The sequence below is a fragment of the Actinoplanes sp. NPDC049681 genome (genome assembly GCF_044465265.1).
In the GTDB taxonomy this organism is placed as follows: domain Bacteria; phylum Actinomycetota; class Actinomycetes; order Mycobacteriales; family Micromonosporaceae; genus Actinoplanes.
Genome location: NZ_JBITLP010000003.1, coordinates 800945 through 817670 on the forward strand (window position 1 = coordinate 800945; position 16726 = coordinate 817670).

A 16726-nucleotide genomic window follows, 5' to 3' on the forward strand; every position below is an offset into this window, starting at 1 on the left:
CGCCCGACGTCCGATACCGGCCGGTTCCTGACCGCAATCGGTGGGATCCTCGGGTCATGGCGAACACGAGCGCGCGGATGCTCCGGCTCCTCTCCCTCCTGCAGACCCACCGCTACTGGCCCGGCTCCGAGCTCGCGGAGCGGCTCGAGGTCAGCCCCCGCACGCTGCGCCGCGACGTCGACCGGCTGCGCGACCTGGGCTACCCGGTGGACGCCGCACGGGGCGTCGCCGGCGGATACCAGCTCCAGGCCGGCGCCGCGGTGCCGCCACTACTGCTCGACGACGAGGAAGCGGTCGCCATCGCGGTCGGGCTGCGGACGGCAGCCGCCGGCGCCGTCGCCGGCTTCGAGGAGACATCGGTACGCGCCCTCGCCAAGGTCATCCAGCTGCTCCCGCCCCGCCTGCGCCGCCGCATCGACGCGTTGCAGGCCGTGACGGCCCCGGGCGTCCTCGGCAGCGGCCCGGTGCTGGACCCGGCGGCCCTGACCACCATCGCCATGGCCTGCCGCGGCGAAGAACGGCTGCGCTTCGACTACGCCCCGCGCGAGGGCGAGAGTGGCGGCCGGCACGTCGAGCCCCACCGCCTCGTGGCCCTCGGCCGCCGCTGGTACCTGATCGCGTGGGACGTGGACCGTGCGGACTGGCGCAGCTTCCGGGTCGACCGCCTGACCGAGCCGGTCCTCACCGGCACCCGCTTCCGGCCGCGCGACATCCCGGGCGGCGACCCCGTCGCCTTTATGCGGCAACGACTCGCCGCGGTGCCCAGCCGGCACGACGTCTCGGTCGTGGTGGCTCTGCCCGCCGCGGCGGTGCGGCAGCAGGTCGGCCACTGGGCCGCGGTGGACGCGGTCACCGACGACACCTGCCGGATGCGGATGAGCGTCGACGACCTGGGCTGGCCGGTGATGATCCTCGGCGTGCTCGGCGCCCCCTTCACCATCGAGTCGCCGCCGGAACTGCACCAGCGCGCCCGGCAGGCCGCGGACACCCTCCTGGAAGGTGCTGCGGATCGGCGCCCCCGTGGCGCCGATCCGCACTGAGAAACCTAGCGGCACCCTCTGACACTTTTCGCGCGTCGGCGTCCACTGTGGTGAAAGCCCAAGGCCTCGGCGGCGCTCCGGGCGCACCGAGGAGTGCTCGTCCCGAACCGGCTGAGGGGAGTACAGCTGTCGTCCGAGGCGCATTCGCCCAGCAGGCCGCCGACGGGCATACTGCCGGGCGTGAACGACATGCCCCGCACGGTGGATGACCTGCTTGCTGCGCACCGCTCCGGCAAGCGGATCAAATACGTGTTCTTCTGGGGGCATCGTCCTCAGCGCGACGGCGGTATCGGCACCGGCTGCCTCAGCCAGTGGTGGCCGTCCGCCTTCACCGTCGACGGCGTGCGCTTCGCCACTGCCGAGCACTACATGATGTGGCGCAAGGCGCTGCTCTTCGGCGACGAGGAGGCGGCCGGGCGAATTCTGGCCGCCGGTCACCCGCGGCAGGCCAAGATGCTGGGCCGTCGGGTCCGCGGCTTCGATGAGGCGGCCTGGGTCGCGGAGCGATACGAGATCGTCGTCGATGCGAGCGTCGCCAAGTTCGGTCAGCGTGCCGAGTTGCGGGAGTTCCTCGCCGGAACCGGGAAGCGCGTCCTCGTCGAGGCGAGCCCCACGGATCGAGTGTGGGGGATCGGCCTGGCGGCGACCGACGAGGGGGTCGGCGACCCGGCTCGGGGGCGCGGGCTCAATCTGCTGGGTTTTGCGTTGATGGAGGCGCGCGGCCGGCTCAGCGGCTGACCGGCCTCACCACCGTCGGGGGCGGCCGGCGCGGTCGCGCACCGTCGCCCAGACCATCTTGCCGCCGGCTGTCGGGAGGGCTCCCCAGGCCGTCGAGTCGGCGTGGACCACCCGCAGGCCCCGGCCGCGTTCGTCGAGGGGGTGGCCGAGGCGGACCGGGGGCAGGTCGAGGATGCGGGGGAGCATCGGGTCGCGGTCGCGTACGGCGAGGTGCAGGGCCGCCCCGCGCCGGGAGACGGCGACGTCGATCTGGGTGCGGGCGTGTTCCACGGCATTGGTGACCAGTTCGGACAGCACCGCTCGGGCGGGGTGGAGCAGGGTGGTCAGCCCCCATTCCTGGCAGGCGCTGCCGACGAGATCGCGGGCCCGGCTCGGGGACATCGGGGACGGCGGGAGGGAGATCCGGACGACGTCGTGCGCCAGGTTCTCGGTCAGGGACGCTCGCGCCTCTGCGGCGGTCGCGTGGATCGGTGGCGCGCCGGCGCGGCCGAGCTGGGCCGCCAGCGAGGCGCCGGGTGGCAGGCACAGCGCCAGACCCGCCGCAGGCGTGGCGGCGGCGGTGGCGCGGGCGGCGCCCAGCCAGGTCGGCACGCTGATGGCCTGGGGGTCCTCGATCCCGGTGAGGTCGACGACGATGCCGGCCGGGCTCTCGGCGAGGCACATGCGCAGCGTCCGGGAGGCGGCGCCGTGCAGGGACGCCTTCCAGGTGCCGCGTACGGCCACGTCGATCACCGCCCCGTCCGCGTCCGTGGTGACCCTGAAGTGCTCGTCGCCCGGATCGAACAGGTACGGGGGTTGCTCGTGCATGTCACGGCCCTTTCGCCGCAGGGTACTCGGAGTCTTCGGTCCGGGTCGGTGTCCGTCAACGCCGGTGTCACCCGAACAGGCTCGTCCGATCAGTGGTATTGACATGCGGCCATGGCTGGGGTCGGCCGATCCGGTGTGGACCGACGGGCGGACGGGCGGCCTAGCTTGTCCGGTATGCCGATTCCGCCGTACATCGCTCGCGGTCGGCTGGTTCGATCCGGCGCAATGCCGCCCGCCGCCGACCTGACCCGGCGGCGCATCGAGTGTGCGATGCGCCCCGGGGGCGTGGTTCGAGGTGCCGGGCCGGTGAGTCAGATGTGGCGGGCCCGTACGTGGTCGTCGTGCCAGACGTCGCCGACCAGGAACTTCTTCGTGCCGATGATCTCGAAGCCGTGTTTGGCGTAGAACTTCGCCGCGCGCTCGTTGCGCTGGTTGACGCCGAGCCAGCACACCGTCGCACCGGTCGCCGCGGCGGCTGCGAGGGTCTCCGCCATCAGCGTCGCGGCGACGCCCGAACCGTGGTTGTCGGGTGCCACGTAGAACTTGCTCAGCTCGATGCTGTCCGGGCCGGCGGTTGCCACGGTGGCCGCCAGTTCCGGGTCCTGGATCGGGCCGCCGACGAGCATCGCGTAGCCGACGGGCTTGCCGTCCTCCTCCTCGGCCACCAGCAGGATCCGGTCGGGATCCGCGAGGTACTGCTCGAAACTGGACTGCGAGAGGTGCCGTGCGATGAAAGCGTCGATGTCTGCCTGTTGTGTGCCCGGCGGGGTGGCCAGGCCGAAGGTGCGTGCCGCGAGGTCGTGCAGGGCCGGGGCGTCCGCCGGGGTGGCGCGACGGGTGGAGATCGCCATGCCGCCACGATAACGGCGACGTGACGAGCTTCATCGGGCCGCCCGGAAACTGGAAAGAGGGTTTAAAGTTTCCGGCGGGCCGAAGACCGGCCTCTACGAGAAGGGCGTAGTGGTGACGAGAGAACTGGGCGATGTGATTCCGGCGCCGGCCGAGGTGCGGCCCGACCCGGCCGCACATTTCACGATCGGCGACGGTACGGCGATCAGCGCCGCACCCGGCACGGAGCAGGTGGCGGCGTACCTCGCCGGCGTCCTGCGCCCGGCGACGGGCTTCGGCCTGCCGGTGAGCGACGGGCCGGCCGCGATCGTGCTGCGGCTGGACGGGGCGCTGGGCGACGAGGAGTACCGGCTGGAGATCACGGGTGCCGGCGTGACGCTGACCGGCGGTGCGCCGGCGGGGCTGTTCCACGGCGTGCAGACGCTGCGCCAGCTGCTGCCCGCCGAGATCTTCGCCGCCGAACCGCGGCAGGTGACCTGGCGGCTGCCCGGCGGCACCATCGCCGACCGGCCGCGCTTCGGATACCGGGGCGCGATGCTGGACGTGGCCCGCCACTTCTTCACCGTCGACGAGGTGAAGTCGTACGTCGACGGCCTGGTCCAGTTCAAGATCAATCACCTGCACCTGCACCTCACCGACGACCAGGGCTGGCGCCTCGAGATCGACAGCTGGCCCAAGCTCACCGCGATCAGCGGCGGCGACGGCACCGGCGTCGACGGCACCGGGCCCGGCTACTACACCAAGGCCGACTACGCGGAGATCGTCGCGTACGCGGCCGCCCACTTCGTGACCGTCGTTCCGGAGATCGACATGCCGGGGCACGTGAACGCGGCGCAGGTGGCATACCCGGAACTCACCGCCGACGGGGTCGCGCCGCCGCAGCGTACGGACGTCGAGGTCGGCTACAGCTCGTTCGTCGCCGGCAAGGAGGAGACGTACGCGTTCGTCGACGACGTCCTGCGCGAGGTGGCCGAGCTGACCCCCGGCCCGTACCTGCACATCGGCGGCGACGAGGCGCAGGCCACCACGGCCGAGGACTACCGCGCCTTCATCGAGCGGGTGCTGCCCCTGGTCACCGCGTACGGCAAGCGCCCGGTCGGCTGGCACGAGATGGCCGCGGTCGACCTGCCCGCCACGGCGGTGCCGCAGTTCTGGCGCATCGAAGCGGCCGATGACGGTACGGCGCGAGCCGCGGCCAACGGCAGCAAGGTGCTCATGTCGCCGGCCGACCGCACCTACCTCGACATGAAGTACACGGCGGAGAGCCGGCTCGGACTGGACTGGGCGGGCACGCTCGACGTCGAGAAGGCGTACGGCTGGGACCCGGCCGAGCGGCTCCCCGGCGTCGGCGAGGAATCGGTGCTCGGCGTCGAGGCGCCGCTGTGGTCCGAGACCCTGCGCAGCCTCGCCGACGTGCAGACGATGACGTATCCCCGCCTTCCCGCGATCGCGGAGATCGGCTGGTCCCCCCGCGGCCACCGGGACTGGGAATCCTTCCGCCGGCGGCTCGCCGCCTTCGCCCCCCGATGGCGGGAACAGGGCGTCGCCTTCCACCCGTCGCCCGAGATTCCCTGGATCTAGGGAACCACCAGCTGGAACCCGCTCGCGACCCGGGCCGGGATCCGGCTCAGATCGATCGAGAGATCCTGCGGGGGCACGTAGTAGTCCAGCCGCGCGAGCCGCTGCACGAGCGTGCCCAGCACCGCAACCGTGATCTTCTCGCCGGGGCAGCGGTGGCCCGTCCGCGGGTCGCCGCCGCCCTGGGGGATCAGCTCGAACTCCCCGATCGGCCGCCCGGCGAAGCGCTCGGGCCGGAACGCGTACGGCTCCGGCCACAATGCCGGGTCGTGGTTCTGCCCGTACACATCGAGCAGCACGAGCGCGCCCCGCGGCACCGCCTCACCCCGGAACGTGAGATCCCGGGTGGCCCGCCCACCCAGGAACGGCGCGAACGGGTAGAACCGGCGCACCTCATGCGCGAACGCGGCGGTGAACTCGTCGTCACCCTCCCGCAGCGCCTCCCGGTACCGGGGCTGACGGTCCAGCGCGTGCGCCGCGTACGCGAGAAACCACGCCACCGCGGTCGTCGGCCGGATGATGTTGAGCATCTCGACGGCGGCGGTACGCGCATCCAGCAGCCCGTCCTCGTCCTCGAAGCGCGCCACGGCCGCCAGGGCGGAGTCCGGGGCGGCATCGAGCTGCTGTGCCCGTACCTTCGACATCAGACCGGCCAGCCACCGCTCGCGCCGGCGCCGGGCCGCCAGGGCCCGCCAATGCCGCGGCCCGGCCGTGGCGAAACCGTCCACCAGCGCCACCAGGTCGGCAGCCAGGCGGTCCACCTCGCCCTCAGCCACCGGTACGCCGGTCCACCGGGTGACGCCGTTCGCGATGGCCCGCGCCGACTCGTCGAAGAGACTGACCGGCGGCCCGCCGCGCCACGACTCCGCGGCCCGGTCGAACGCTTCACCGGTCAGCTTGGCGACCTCACCGATCCCGTCGCCGAGCAGCAACGACAGGAACAAGGCCTTACGCGCCCGATGAGCCTCGCCGTCGAGGGTGTGCACGGCCCCCTTGCCGAAGAGCGAGCTGACGACCGGGTGCGGCAGCGCGGTGTGCCGTTCCAGGTTGCCGTCGGCGTAGAAGAACTCGGTGGCGTCGGTGCCACAGATGCCGACGGCGGGCCGGCCCATGACGCGCATGCGTACGGGGCTGCCACCGGCCTCGCGGCGCAGGTCCGGGAGCCAGGCGTACCCCTTGATCGCGAGGGCGAGGGTCTGATCGAGCTGAGCCATGCGCACCTGCATCCCCGGTGGACCGCCCCCGAAACGATGATGTTCGTCGCTGAGATGTTCGGATCGCGTCGCCGAGATCGCCGCCGCGCCGGACGGTGCGCTCGGCGCCGGCGGAGAGCTCGAGGCACTCGCCGAGCAGTTCGCCTCCGGCCGGTGGGAGCTGAGATGCGCTCCGGGCGTCGCGTCGGCGGGAACGAGACGTACGCGATGGTGGCCGGGTCCGCCCGGGCTGATGATCGAGTCGCGGCGATCGCCGCCCAGGTGAACAAGCGCGGGGAAATGTCGCGGACGGGTGAGAGGTTAAACAGGTCTTAAATCTGGCTTCGCCACCCAGGCGACGTTTCTGCACGTCAAGCGCGTGGTCGGGCCGTGCGGCCGAGCCGGACGGCGGGACGGCGGCGGTGGCGTCCGCCGGGACCGGCCCTAGGCTTGCCGGGTGCAGAAGAGGGTGTGGGCCTCCGTCGCCGCGCTGGCCGGATTCCTCGCGGTCGCGGCGCTGCAGCTGGCGCTCGTCGTCGTTCCGGTGCTGCTGGTGCTCTCGATGCTGTCCGGCGTCACCGCGCTGCGGATCGGGCTGCCCGTGTGCATCGCCACGGTCGGTGTCATGGGGTACGCGACCCGGCGCGCCCTGAACGCCCGCCGGCCGCAACCGGTCGGGATTCCGGTGGGACGGGCGGACGCTCCGGGGCTGTGGGCGCTGGTCGACGGGGCCGCCGCGGCCGCCGGGACGCGGGCGCCCGACCGGGTGACGATCGTGGCGGACGCCGTCGCCCGGGTCATCGAGCACACGCGCCTGCTGGGGTTCGTCGGCGGCCGCCGTGACCTGTACCTGGGGCTGCCGCTGCTGCAGGCGTGGGACACCGCGCCGCTCAAGGCGGTCGTCGCGCACGAGCTCGGGCACTTCTCGCCCGCGCAGGGCCGGCTCGCGCCGGTGGCGTACCGGGGCCGGATCGCGGTCGGGCGGGTGGTTCCGCGCATCTCGCGGCGTAATCCGGCGGGGCCGCTGCTGCGGGCGTACGCCGGTTTCTACCGCCGGGTCGACGCGCCGTTCAGCACCGCGCAGGAGTTGGGCGCCGACCGGATCGCCGCCGCGTACGCGGGCACTGCCGCCGCCAGAGCGGTGCTGCGTGACCTTCCGGTGCTGGACGGGCTGGTACGGATCTTCCACGCCGAGTATCTCGGGCCGGGGTGGCAGGCCGGGCATGTCCCGGACGACATCTTCGGCGGCTTCCTGCGCGCTCTGGCCGCCCGGGCGGAGGACGTGGCCGTGCTGCGCGCCCGGGAGCCGGTGCCGCCCTCGGGGTGGGACACCCACCCGCCTCGCAGCGAACGCCTGGCCGCACTGACCGGAGACGAGGGGGGTCAGGGCGAAGAGCCGGGAGAGCTGGTGCCCGATCTTCCGGGCTTGGGCCGCGCGCTGCAGGCGGTCGCCTTTCCCCCGCAGGGCCGGACCGCGGTCGGATGGGACGAGTTCTTCAACGCCGCCCGCACGGCCGAGGTCGAACGCGAGGCCGGCGCCGCCCTGACCACGCTGAGCCGGGTGGCCGGCAGCCCGGTCCAGTCCGCGGCTGACGTCCTGGACCTCGCCGGCGACGGGCGGCTGCGCAAGCTCGCCGAGTCCGTCTTCCCGGGCCTGCCCGACGACGAGACCGCGCTGCGGGTCACCGAGCTCGTGACCCTGCTGCTGGCGCTCGCCGCCCTGCGCAGCGGTGCGGCCCGCTGGCGGCACAGCTGGATGGGTACGGCGGAACTCGTGGCGCCCGACGGCGGACACCTGGATCTCGGTGGTCCGGCCGCGCTGGCCGTCGACCCGGCGACCGTGGCGACCGCGCGGGAGCGGCTGGCCGAGCTCGGGATCGACGTCTCGGCCGGCCCGGCGGCGGAGGGTGCGCATCCGCGCGCCGAGGTGGTGGGCGGGGTGGTCAATGTCGTGGTCGACGGGGCACGGACCGATCTGCTGATCGTCGATACCGGGCTGTTCCTCGTGCCGGGGCTTCCCCGGTCGCAGAACGGCTCGGCGAAGCGGCGGCTGGCCGAGTTCGCCGCCGCCGACGTGCCGCGCCGGGAGGTCATCGCGCCGGAGACGCGGTTCGTCGCGTACGCGGACGTGGCCAGGGCGACACAGGTCAAGCGGCGGAGCTGGGATCTGGAGCTGCGGGACGGCGGGACATTGAGAGTGCGCGGTGCCCTGGACTCCGACGAGCTGCCGGGCGGCTGGAACGCGCTCGATGATGCCGTGGCGTTTCTGTCCCGTACCAGATAGTCACGCTCGACGATGAACCGTTCCGCCGGGCTGACCGTGTTCTCCACTGGACGGTCGTATGTCCGACGAAGGCGTAGTTCGATCATCACGGGTCGTCACACTGGGATGAGGCGCCGTTCGCTTACCGTTCGCTGAAATGGGTAGAGAAAGCTCACGCGGACCGGCGAAAATCGCCATGACAGGGGGGAGGGGCGCTGATGGAACGGGGACCCATGGCGCTCTTCGGGGCCATCCTCGCGGTAGGCCTCGGACCGGCGATGTGGCTGGGCGCGCAGTTCGGTGAGGCGACACTGACGCCGCAGCGGCCGCCCGCGGTGACCGTGCAGCACAACGACGCGACCGAGCCGCAGGGTGGTTCGGGTGCCGGAGACGCGCCGACCGACCAGACGGAGATCGTGCGCACCGAGCCCAAGGCGCAGACGCGGCCGCTGCGGCCCCGTGCGAAGCCGTCGCCGTCGGCCTCCTCGGTCTCGCCGTCACCGTCGGAGTCCGAGCCGAGCGACCCGCCCACGGAGTCCACGCCGCCCGCCGACGACGAGTCGGACGAGCCCAGCACGCCGCCGACCGAGTCGACCACCGAGCCGACCAGCCCGCCGACCGCGGACGACCCGGACGAGCAGCAACTGCCGCCGGACCCGCCGGCCGACGACTCCGACACGGAGACGGTCGCCGAGGCTTAGGCGGGCTCGAGCGCGACGACGGGGATCCTGCGCGCGCCGGCCTTCTTCTGGTGCTCGGTGAAGAATGCGTACTGCCGCGCGATCCGGGCCCAGGCCTGCTCGTATTCCTCGCCGGTCAGCGGGGTCGCCCGAGCCTGGAACGTGCGGCCCGGCAGCTCCACCGTGACGGCGGGATCCGCCAGCAGGTTGCGGTACCACTGCGGGTGGTCGGCCGCGCCGGCGTTCGAGGCGATCACGAGCAGACGGCCGTCGTCGTCGACGTACATCATCGGGCTCGTCCGCTGCTCGCCGCTCTTGCGCCCGCGCGTGGTGAGCAGCAGCAGCGGGCGGTCCTGCATCGAGGCGCCGCCGTCCGCCCGGAACTGGGCGATCAGCTGCCGGTTGTGAGCGAGAAGATCCTCGGGCATCGTCATGCGTCCGATCCTGCCGCGTCGGCGTCCAGATACGTCGCCGCCAGGCCGCGGGCCGTCGCGGCGAAGCACTCGCGCAGCTCCGGCGGCTCCAGGACCTCGGCGTCCGCGCCCAGTTTGAGCAGCTCGATGTGCCCGTGCCGGACCGACTCGATGGGCACGACCGTGGTCAGCCAGCCGTTCTCGTCCGGCGGCGAGGCGGATTCCCGGGCGACGCGCGACATCTCCGGCGGGAACACGAACGCCATCCGATCCAAGGCCTCCGGCTTCATCCGTACGGTCGCAGCCGCGGTATAGACGCTGCGCTCGTACCGTTCGGTCCACTCCCGCCAGAAGGCGGCGAGGTCGAAGCCCGGCGGCCGGACGACAGCCTCCTCCCGCACCGAGGCCTCGAGGATGTTCACGACCCGGTACGCCGTGACGCGCTCGCCCGACGCCGCCACCAGATACCAGCGGCCGGCCTTGAGCACCACACCCAGCGGCGAGAGCGTACGGCTGACCTCGCGCGGAGCCTTCCACCGCCGGTACCGGAGCTCGAGCTGCCGCTCCCGCCACACCGCGTCCGCCACGGTGGCGAGGTGCGGGGTGGGCTCGTCGGCCCGGAACCAGCCGGGGGCGTCGAGGTGGAAGCGTTCCCGTACCCGATCCGCCCGGTCGGCCAGCTCACCCGGCAGCGACGCCCGCAGCTTGAGCTCCGCGGCGGCCAGGACCGACCCGAGGCCGAGCTCCGCGGCCGGGCCCGGAACCCCGGCCAGGAAGAGCGACCCGGCCTCCTCGCGGGTGAGGCCGGTGAGCCGGGTGCGGTAGCCGTCGAGCAGCCGGTAGCCGCCCGCCGGCCCGCGGTCGGCGTAGACGGGCACGCCCGCCGCTCCCAGCGACTCGACGTCGCGGTAGACGGTGCGGAGCGAGACCTCGAGCTCGTCGGCGAGCTCCTGCGCGGTCATCCGGCCACGGGTCTGCAGCAGAAGCAGCAGGGAGACCAGGCGGGCGGCGCGCACCCGCCCAGTCTCCCAGGGCCGGCCGGTGGCTAGAGACCCAGAATCCGGTTGAGGATGTCGCGGTAGCCGCGCAGCTGCACCCGCAGCGTCTCGGTGTCGTCGCTCTCGGCGCCGAGGCTCTCCTTGCGCGACCTCAGGCCGGCGGTGAGCTTCTCGACGGCCTCCTCGACCAGCGCGGCGGCCTCGGTCGTGGCCTCCTTCGGGCTGTCGACGAAGCGGAGCTGCACGTCGCGCCACCGGTCCTGGAGGGTCTGCGCGTCCGCGGCGGCGAACAGGGTGTCCGGCTGGTCCGCGGGCCTTTCGTCCTCGGCCGGCGGCCGCTCCGTCACCGGGTCGACCACCTTCGGGTCGTCGAAGCCGCCGTCGTCCTTGAGCGCCGGAGCGGCCTCGGCGGCGTCGGTGGCCCTGGTGGCCTCGCGGTCGCCCTCGTCCTTGAGCGCGTGGGCGGCCTCGCGGTCGCCCTCATCCTTGACCTGGGGGTCCTCGAAGGTGCCACGGTCGTCGAGGGCCACGTCGACCGGGTCGTCCTGAGGGCGCTCGGCGGTGTTGCCCGCGTACGTGGTGGTGTTGGCCGGCGAGGGCGACTCCACCGCACCGTCGCCGGGGGCCACGCTGCGGTCGTCGGCCACGCCGGAGGCCGCGTCCGTGTCGCGGTCCGTGGCGTCCCACCGGTCGTTCACCGGGTTCGCCGTCGCGGACGCGGCAACCGCGCCGCCGACCGTGGACGCACCGAACGCGGTGGGCTGCGGGCCCGGCTCGTGGAACTCGGTGCGGTCCGGGTCGTCGTCCGCGGGGTTCTGCGCCGGACGCTCGCGCTCCGTGGTGTCGCGCGCCTCCTCGCCGGGGGCGTCGGACCAGGGGGACGGCGGGCGCTGACCCGGCACCGCCACGGGCTCGGACTGGACCCGCTCCGGGCGGTCGTCCGGCGCCGGGTCGTCGGTGGACTCGCGGGCGTCGTTGGAGAAGAAACGCATCGTCGGACTCCTCAGCGGCTCGTGGCGTCGGGACGGGAGCCCGCGACGTCGCTGTCGTGGTCATTGATCTTCTGGGACGGCACCTTCGGGTCGGTGCCGGGGGCGGTGGCGCCCTCGGACCGCACCGGATTCTCGCCGAGCAGGTCGGCGAAGAGGGCGCGGTAGTGCACCAGAGCCTGACGGAGATCCTCGGTGTCGGCCTCGCCGTTGCGGCTGCGCTCGCTGATGGCGTGGGCGTCGCGGTAGTGCTCGAGCGTGCGCGCGTGCTCGACGGAGAGGGTGGCGAGCTGCTCGTCGTAGTCGCCGGTCGGGTAGCCGCGCTCGGCGATGAGCCGGGTCACCAGCTCGTCGGCCGTCGCCACGGCCTGCTCCGGCGCGTCCACGAACTGGATCTGCACCTCTTCCCAGGCCACCGAGTACTTGGCCTTGCTCTCCGCCGACAACGGCTTGAGCTCCAGCTCGGCATGCCGCTTCCGGCGCTCCTCGAGCTCGCGCTCGCCGGCCGTCCGGCTGTCCGCGTCACCGACGACGCGGTCGTACTCGGGTCCGAAGGTCTTCTGCAACTTCCTGCGGCGGCTGGCGCGCACGCCGAACACGATCGCGGCGATCACCAGCAGCACGACGACGATGAGAATGATCACGAGTGTGGGGGACATCGGGCCGCCTCCTTCTTCACCCGCTGGTATTCCCACCCAACCAGGGTCATCAATCCTCCGGTCCGATCAGGCTCTGTACTGGACCGGTTCCAGAAAATGGGACTGTCGTGAGATTGACAGTGCGACCGATCCGGCACGGAACGGAACTGGCTCGGACCGCCCTGGTTACGTATTCTGCCGAGGGCGTACGCAGCTCATAGACGGTTGTTGACCCCTCAACCATCGTCCGCCGCGTGTGCCGTCCCGCACATCCCTCGGGCGGAGTCTGATGAGAACCCGCAATTGGTCGATCCGTTCGAAGATCATTGCGCTGGTGGCGGTGCCCCTCACGGCGCTGCTGGCGCTCTGGGCCTTCGCAACGGCAATCACCGCCGGCCCGGCGGTCAATCTGCTGTCGGCGCAGACGCTGCTCGACACGGTCGGTACGCCGGGCGAGGTCCTCATGGGCGAGGTCCAGCGCGAGCGACGGCTCTCCGTGGTGTTCCTCGCCGACCCCAAGGTCGCGCCGACGGACCTCACCATCCAGCGCGCCGCCACCGACCGGGCCGCGGCCGACTTCCGGCGTACGGCCGGCAGCGCCGAGGCCCGCCGCGCCGCGGGCGCCACTCTGGAGTCCCGCATCCAGCAGATCTTCACCGACCTGGACGGCCTGGGTGCCGCCCGCGGCTACATCGACCGGCGTGAGATCGACATCGTCGGGGCGCAGAACCTCTACAACGGCATCGTGGACACCGGTTTCCAGATGTTCGCCGCCACCGCCACGTTCGGCGACGAGCGCGTCGACCGGGAGATCCGTGCCCTGATCACGGTGGGGCGCGGCCAGGAGTATCTGAGCCGGATCGACGCCCTCCTGGCCGCCACGCACGCCGCCGGCCAGTTCAGCGCCGAGACCCGCGCGGAGGTTCTGCAGGCCGTCGGCACCTCCCGGTTCCTCCTCTCGCAGGGCGTCAACGACCTTCCCGAGCGTGACCGCGGGGCGTACCAGCGGCTCAGCACCGGCGCCGCCGTGAACCGGCTGCGCGAGCTGGAGAACCAGATCGTGTCCGAGAGCAAGGCCGGCGCGCCGTCGCCGGTGGCCGCCGAGGCGTGGCAGCCGGCGTACGACACGACCGCCCAGCAGCTGCGCGCCTTCGAGATCAACGCCACCGACTCGTTGGCCGACGAGGCGCGCCCGGTCGCGGTCGGCATCCTGGCCCGCCTCGGCGTCGCGGGCCTGCTCGGGCTCGCCGCTCTGATCGTCTCCGTGGTCTTCTCCGTACGCATCGGGCGCTCGATCGTCGGCCGCCTGATCCGGCTGCGCCGCGAGGCGCTCGCGATGGCGGGGGAGCGGCTGCCCACGGTGGTCCGGCGCCTCCAGCGCGGCGAGCCGGTCGACGTCGACGCCGAGACCCCGCCCCTCGAGTACGGCCGCGACGAGATCGGCCAGCTCGGCCACGCGTTCAACGAGGTCCAGCGGACGGCGGTGCAGTCGGCCGTCGAGGAGGCCGACGTCCGCCGCGGCATCAACGAGGTGTTCCTCAACATCGCCCGGCGCAGCCAGACGCTGCTGCATCGCCAGCTCGCCCTGCTGGACAAGATGGAGCGCCGCGAGACCGAGCCGCAGGAGCTGGAGGACCTGTACCGCGTCGACCATCTCGCCACCCGCATGCGCCGGCACGCCGAGGACCTCGTCATCCTCGCCGGAGCGGCGCCGGGCCGCGGCTGGCGCAACCCGGTGTCGTTGATCGACGTGGTGCGCGGCGCGATCAGCGAGGTCGAGGACTACAAGCGGATCGACATCGTCTCGATCGAGGCCTCCGCGGTGCTGGGCCGGGCCGTCGGCGATGTCATCCACCTGCTGGCCGAGCTGCTGGAGAACGCCGCCTCCTTCTCACCGCCGCAGACCCGGGTGCAGGTGGTCGGCCAGGCGCTGCCCAACGGGTACGCCATGGAGATCGAGGACCGCGGTCTGGGCATGTCCGCGGACGCGCTCGCCGAGGCCAACCGCAAGCTGCTCGAGCCGCCGGACTTCGACCCGTCGGACAGCGCGCGGCTCGGTCTCTTCGTGGTGGCCCAGCTCGCCGCCCGGCAGGGTATCCGGGTCTCGCTGCGGCCCAGCGCGTACGGCGGGGTGACCGCGGTGGTGCTGATTCCCGAGGAGCTGATCACCGCCGCCCCGCCCGGCCCCGGAGCGCTCGCCCTGCCGGCGGGCCCCGCACCGGCGGCCGACTCCTGGGACCGCCCGGACGCCGCCTCGCTGAACGACGCGGAAGTCGTCGCGGAGGAGGCACCGGATGCTGTGCGGCCGGTGACCGGGCCGACCCCGAGCGCGGTGATCGACGGCCTGACCGCGGACGGCCTGGTGCAACGCCGCCGGACGGTGCCCCGCCGCCGCAAGGACGGGCCGGCCGAGCCGCCGGCCCAGCTGCCGCCGAACCTCACCTCGCCGGCCGGACTGGGCGGGCCGAGCGACGTCACCGAGCTCATACCGCAGGTCACCGGCGACGGCCTCGACGTCGACTGGCCCTCGGGCAGCGACCACCACAACGGTCACAGCCTCGGCACGCCGGGCCTGCTGCACGGCGAGGGGCCGGCGCTCCTGCCCGGACCGGGCACCGCGGAGACGCCGATGGCGCCGCCTCGCATCCCCGCCCAGCGGCGTCGCCGCGCCCCCGAACCGGTGTCCCCGGTCCCGGCCGCCGACCCGCCCGCGCCGGCCGCCGGGCCGCCGACAGCTGCCGAATCGCTTCCGCCGGTTGCGGAGCCGCTTCGGCCCGCTGCTGAGCCGCTTCTCCCGGCTGCCGGTCGGGCCCCCGAGCCGGCGCCGACGGCCGACGAGGCCCTGCTGCCGCGGCGGGTGCGGCAGGCCAGCCTCGCGCCGCAGCTGCGCGGACCGGTCGTCGAGCGGGCCGAAGCCACCACCGTGCGATCGCCGGAGGAAGTGCGCAATCTGATGAGCGCCTTGCAACGGGGCACCGCCAGGGGACGCCGGGAGGCGGCCGCCCTGACTGACGAACAACAGACGGCGGGGCAGCCGACGTGGTCCGATGCGGCTACCGTCACCATCCCGGCCGTGCCGAGCGGCGTGACCGGGCCCGAAGGCACCACGGACAGCGCTTTCGACGACAACCACCAGATCCACCGGCCGGAGAAGGACGCATAAGTGGCACAGACGACGAACCAGAGCGCCAACCTCACCTGGCTCCTCGACGAGCTCGTCGAGCGGGTGCCGTCGGCGCGGCAGGCGGTGGTGCTCTCCGCCGACGGGCTCATGCTCGGCGCCTCGGCCGGGATGAGCCGGGAGGACGCCGAGCACCTGTCGGCGATGGCCGCCGGGTTCCAGAGCCTCGCCAAAGGCGCCAGCCGGCACTTCCGGGCGGGGCCCGTGCGCCAGACCGTCGTGGAGATGGAGGACGCGTTCCTCTTCGTCACCGCGGCCGGGCAGGGCGCCTGCCTCGCGGTGGTGGCGGGCAGCGACGCGGATCTCGGGCTGGTCGCGTACGAGATGGCCATGCTGGTCACCCGGGTCGGCCAGACGATGGACGCGCCGGAACGGCTCCCCGGGTCCGATGCCCGCTGACCCGAGGCGCGCGCCGCACGACTGGCTGGACCACGACGCGGGTCCGGTCGTGCGCCCGTACGCGATGACCCAGGGCCGCGTGGCACCGGCCGGCGGCGAATTCGACCTCGTCGCGTTCGTCGTGGCGACCATGCCGGACGCACCACCCGCTCCGTCGCTGCAACCGGAGCATCACGCGATCGTCGGCGCGGCGTGGGAGCCGACGTCCGTCGTGGAGTTAGCCTCCAAACTGGACCTCGCCATCGGGGTCGTCCGGGTGCTGCTGGGTGATCTACGCTCGGCCGGACTCATCTCGCTCTACGAGCCTCCCGCGGCCTCGCAGCCGCATGACGTCGACGTACTCAAGGCGGTTGTCAATGGACTCCGTGCGCTCTGACCGTGACGGCGCGCGTTCGCGCATCCCGGTCGCGCTCAAGATCCTCATCGCCGGCGGCTTCGGTGCGGGCAAGACCACCATGGTCGGCTCGGTCAGCGAGATCCGGCCGCTGCAGACCGAGGAGGTGCTGACGGGGGCCGAGGGCGCCGACGACACCGCCGGGGTCGAGGCCAAGCGGACCACCACGGTGACGATGGACTTCGGTCGCATCACCATCACCGACGACCTGCAGCTCTACCTGTTCGGCACGCCGGGTCAGGACCGCTTCTGGTTCCTCTGGGACGAGCTGTCGCAGGGCGCGCTCGGCGCGGTGGTGCTCGCCGACACCCGGCGTCTCGCCGACTGCTTTCCCTCCATCGACTACTTCGAGCAGCGCGGTACCCCGTTCGTGGTGGCCGTGAACTGCTTCGACGAGCGCCGGTTCGGCGCCGACGCGGTGAGCCGCGCGCTCGATCTCGACCCGGACGTGCCGGTGGTGGAGTTCGACGCCCGCGAGCCGCTGGCGGCCCGCAACGTCCTCATCGAGCTGGTCGAGTACGTGGCCCGCCGGCAGCTGGCGGCCGCCGGAGCCCGCTGACCCCGCG

Annotated in this window: 16 protein-coding genes; 9 read left to right on the plus strand and 7 right to left on the minus strand. The window is 72.9% G+C overall.

Annotation, left to right across the window (positions count from 1 at the left end):
* Nucleotides 1-56: 56 nt before the first annotated feature.
* Both ACIBO8_RS13680 and ACIBO8_RS13685 read left to right on the plus strand, forming a co-directional pair.
* Nucleotides 57-1040, plus strand: a complete 984-nt coding sequence (locus ACIBO8_RS13680) for a helix-turn-helix transcriptional regulator (RefSeq protein WP_396115464.1) — start codon at nucleotides 57-59, stop codon at nucleotides 1038-1040.
* 189 nt (nucleotides 1041-1229) lie between these two features.
* A complete protein-coding gene (locus tag ACIBO8_RS13685) occupies nucleotides 1230-1778 on the plus strand; it encodes an NADAR family protein (protein ID WP_396115641.1) in 549 nt (182 codons plus the stop codon).
* Between the two features lie 6 nt (nucleotides 1779-1784).
* On the opposite strand, the gene ACIBO8_RS13690 is transcribed toward ACIBO8_RS13685, so the two are convergent.
* The gene (locus ACIBO8_RS13690; protein WP_396115465.1) at nucleotides 1785-2585 is read right to left on the minus strand and encodes an ATP-binding protein; all 801 of its coding nucleotides are present in this window, start codon (nucleotides 2583-2585) and stop codon (nucleotides 1785-1787) included.
* A 311-nt stretch (nucleotides 2586-2896) separates the two neighbouring features.
* Complete coding sequence (locus ACIBO8_RS13695; RefSeq protein WP_396115466.1) at nucleotides 2897-3436, minus strand: GNAT family N-acetyltransferase; 540 nt, start codon at nucleotides 3434-3436, stop codon at nucleotides 2897-2899.
* A 112-nt stretch (nucleotides 3437-3548) separates the two neighbouring features.
* Between ACIBO8_RS13695 and ACIBO8_RS13700 the strand changes: the two genes are divergently transcribed.
* Complete coding sequence (locus ACIBO8_RS13700; protein ID WP_396115467.1) at nucleotides 3549-5015, plus strand: beta-N-acetylhexosaminidase; 1467 nt, start codon at nucleotides 3549-3551, stop codon at nucleotides 5013-5015.
* Here ACIBO8_RS13700 and ACIBO8_RS13705 read toward each other — a convergent pair.
* Nucleotides 5012-6226 carry a cytochrome P450 gene (locus tag ACIBO8_RS13705; RefSeq protein ID WP_396115468.1) on the minus strand — a complete coding sequence of 405 codons (1215 nt, stop codon included), beginning with the start codon at nucleotides 6224-6226 and terminating at the stop codon, nucleotides 5012-5014. The genes ACIBO8_RS13700 and ACIBO8_RS13705 overlap by 4 nt on opposite strands.
* Before the next feature lie 436 nt (nucleotides 6227-6662).
* On the opposite strand from ACIBO8_RS13705, the gene ACIBO8_RS13710 reads away from it, so the two are divergent.
* Nucleotides 6663-8489, plus strand: a complete 1827-nt coding sequence (locus ACIBO8_RS13710; protein ID WP_396115469.1) for a M48 family metallopeptidase — start codon at nucleotides 6663-6665, stop codon at nucleotides 8487-8489.
* 197 nt (nucleotides 8490-8686) lie between these two features.
* Complete coding sequence (locus tag ACIBO8_RS13715; protein WP_396115470.1) at nucleotides 8687-9169, plus strand: hypothetical protein; 483 nt, start codon at nucleotides 8687-8689, stop codon at nucleotides 9167-9169.
* Here ACIBO8_RS13715 and ACIBO8_RS13720 read toward each other — a convergent pair.
* From ACIBO8_RS13720 to ACIBO8_RS13735, 4 genes are read right to left on the minus strand one after another with little or no spacing between them, the layout of a single operon-like run.
* Complete coding sequence (locus ACIBO8_RS13720; protein WP_396115471.1) at nucleotides 9166-9582, minus strand: nitroreductase/quinone reductase family protein; 417 nt, start codon at nucleotides 9580-9582, stop codon at nucleotides 9166-9168. The genes ACIBO8_RS13715 and ACIBO8_RS13720 overlap by 4 nt on opposite strands.
* Complete coding sequence (locus ACIBO8_RS13725; RefSeq protein ID WP_396115472.1) at nucleotides 9579-10577, minus strand: helix-turn-helix transcriptional regulator; 999 nt, start codon at nucleotides 10575-10577, stop codon at nucleotides 9579-9581. The genes ACIBO8_RS13720 and ACIBO8_RS13725 overlap by 4 nt, the downstream gene beginning before the upstream one ends.
* 29 nt (nucleotides 10578-10606) lie before the next feature.
* Nucleotides 10607-11551: a hypothetical protein gene (locus ACIBO8_RS13730; RefSeq protein ID WP_396115473.1), complete on the minus strand. Its 945-nt coding sequence runs from the start codon at nucleotides 11549-11551 to the stop codon at nucleotides 10607-10609.
* Nucleotides 11552-11562: 11 nt separating this feature from the next.
* Complete coding sequence (locus tag ACIBO8_RS13735) at nucleotides 11563-12207, minus strand: hypothetical protein (RefSeq protein WP_396115474.1); 645 nt, start codon at nucleotides 12205-12207, stop codon at nucleotides 11563-11565.
* 268 nt (nucleotides 12208-12475) lie between these two features.
* Here ACIBO8_RS13735 and ACIBO8_RS13740 point away from each other — a divergent pair, with 268 nt between their 5' ends.
* Genes ACIBO8_RS13740 through ACIBO8_RS13755 form a run of 4 tightly spaced genes read left to right on the plus strand, consistent with a single transcriptional unit; the run spans nucleotide 12476 to nucleotide 16719 of the window.
* Entirely contained in the window at nucleotides 12476-15349 is a 2874-nt protein-coding gene (locus ACIBO8_RS13740) for a nitrate- and nitrite sensing domain-containing protein (RefSeq protein ID WP_396115475.1), read from the plus strand.
* Nucleotides 15350-15766 carry a roadblock/LC7 domain-containing protein gene (locus ACIBO8_RS13745; RefSeq protein WP_396115476.1) on the plus strand — a complete coding sequence of 139 codons (417 nt, stop codon included), beginning with the start codon at nucleotides 15350-15352 and terminating at the stop codon, nucleotides 15764-15766.
* Nucleotides 15756-16142 carry a DUF742 domain-containing protein gene (locus tag ACIBO8_RS13750; RefSeq protein ID WP_396115477.1) on the plus strand — a complete coding sequence of 129 codons (387 nt, stop codon included), beginning with the start codon at nucleotides 15756-15758 and terminating at the stop codon, nucleotides 16140-16142. Before ACIBO8_RS13745 ends, ACIBO8_RS13750 begins: the two co-directional genes overlap by 11 nt.
* Nucleotides 16123-16719 carry a GTP-binding protein gene (locus tag ACIBO8_RS13755; protein ID WP_396115478.1) on the plus strand — a complete coding sequence of 199 codons (597 nt, stop codon included), beginning with the start codon at nucleotides 16123-16125 and terminating at the stop codon, nucleotides 16717-16719. Before ACIBO8_RS13750 ends, ACIBO8_RS13755 begins: the two co-directional genes overlap by 20 nt.
* Nucleotides 16720-16726 lie beyond the last annotated feature (7 nt).

Excerpts from the sequence above, each read along its gene's own strand:
- ACIBO8_RS13730 (WP_396115473.1), bottom strand. The coding sequence starts at position 11,551 with ATGCGTTTCTTCTCCAACGACGCCCGCGAGTCCACCGACGACCCGGCG.
- ACIBO8_RS13680 (WP_396115464.1), top strand. The coding sequence starts at position 57 with ATGGCGAACACGAGCGCGCGGATGCTCCGGCTCCTCTCCCTCCTGCAG.
- ACIBO8_RS13705 (WP_396115468.1), bottom strand. The coding sequence starts at position 6,226 with ATGGCTCAGCTCGATCAGACCCTCGCCCTCGCGATCAAGGGGTACGCC.
- ACIBO8_RS13740 (WP_396115475.1), top strand. The coding sequence starts at position 12,476 with ATGAGAACCCGCAATTGGTCGATCCGTTCGAAGATCATTGCGCTGGTG.
- ACIBO8_RS13720 (WP_396115471.1), bottom strand. The coding sequence starts at position 9,582 with ATGACGATGCCCGAGGATCTTCTCGCTCACAACCGGCAGCTGATCGCC.
- ACIBO8_RS13735 (WP_396115474.1), bottom strand. The coding sequence starts at position 12,207 with ATGTCCCCCACACTCGTGATCATTCTCATCGTCGTCGTGCTGCTGGTG.
- ACIBO8_RS13690 (WP_396115465.1), bottom strand. The coding sequence starts at position 2,585 with ATGCACGAGCAACCCCCGTACCTGTTCGATCCGGGCGACGAGCACTTC.
- ACIBO8_RS13755 (WP_396115478.1), top strand. The coding sequence starts at position 16,123 with ATGGACTCCGTGCGCTCTGACCGTGACGGCGCGCGTTCGCGCATCCCG.
- ACIBO8_RS13750 (WP_396115477.1), top strand. The coding sequence starts at position 15,756 with ATGCCCGCTGACCCGAGGCGCGCGCCGCACGACTGGCTGGACCACGAC.
- ACIBO8_RS13715 (WP_396115470.1), top strand. The coding sequence starts at position 8,687 with ATGGAACGGGGACCCATGGCGCTCTTCGGGGCCATCCTCGCGGTAGGC.
- ACIBO8_RS13695 (WP_396115466.1), bottom strand. The coding sequence starts at position 3,436 with ATGGCGATCTCCACCCGTCGCGCCACCCCGGCGGACGCCCCGGCCCTG.
- ACIBO8_RS13685 (WP_396115641.1), top strand. The coding sequence starts at position 1,230 with ATGCCCCGCACGGTGGATGACCTGCTTGCTGCGCACCGCTCCGGCAAG.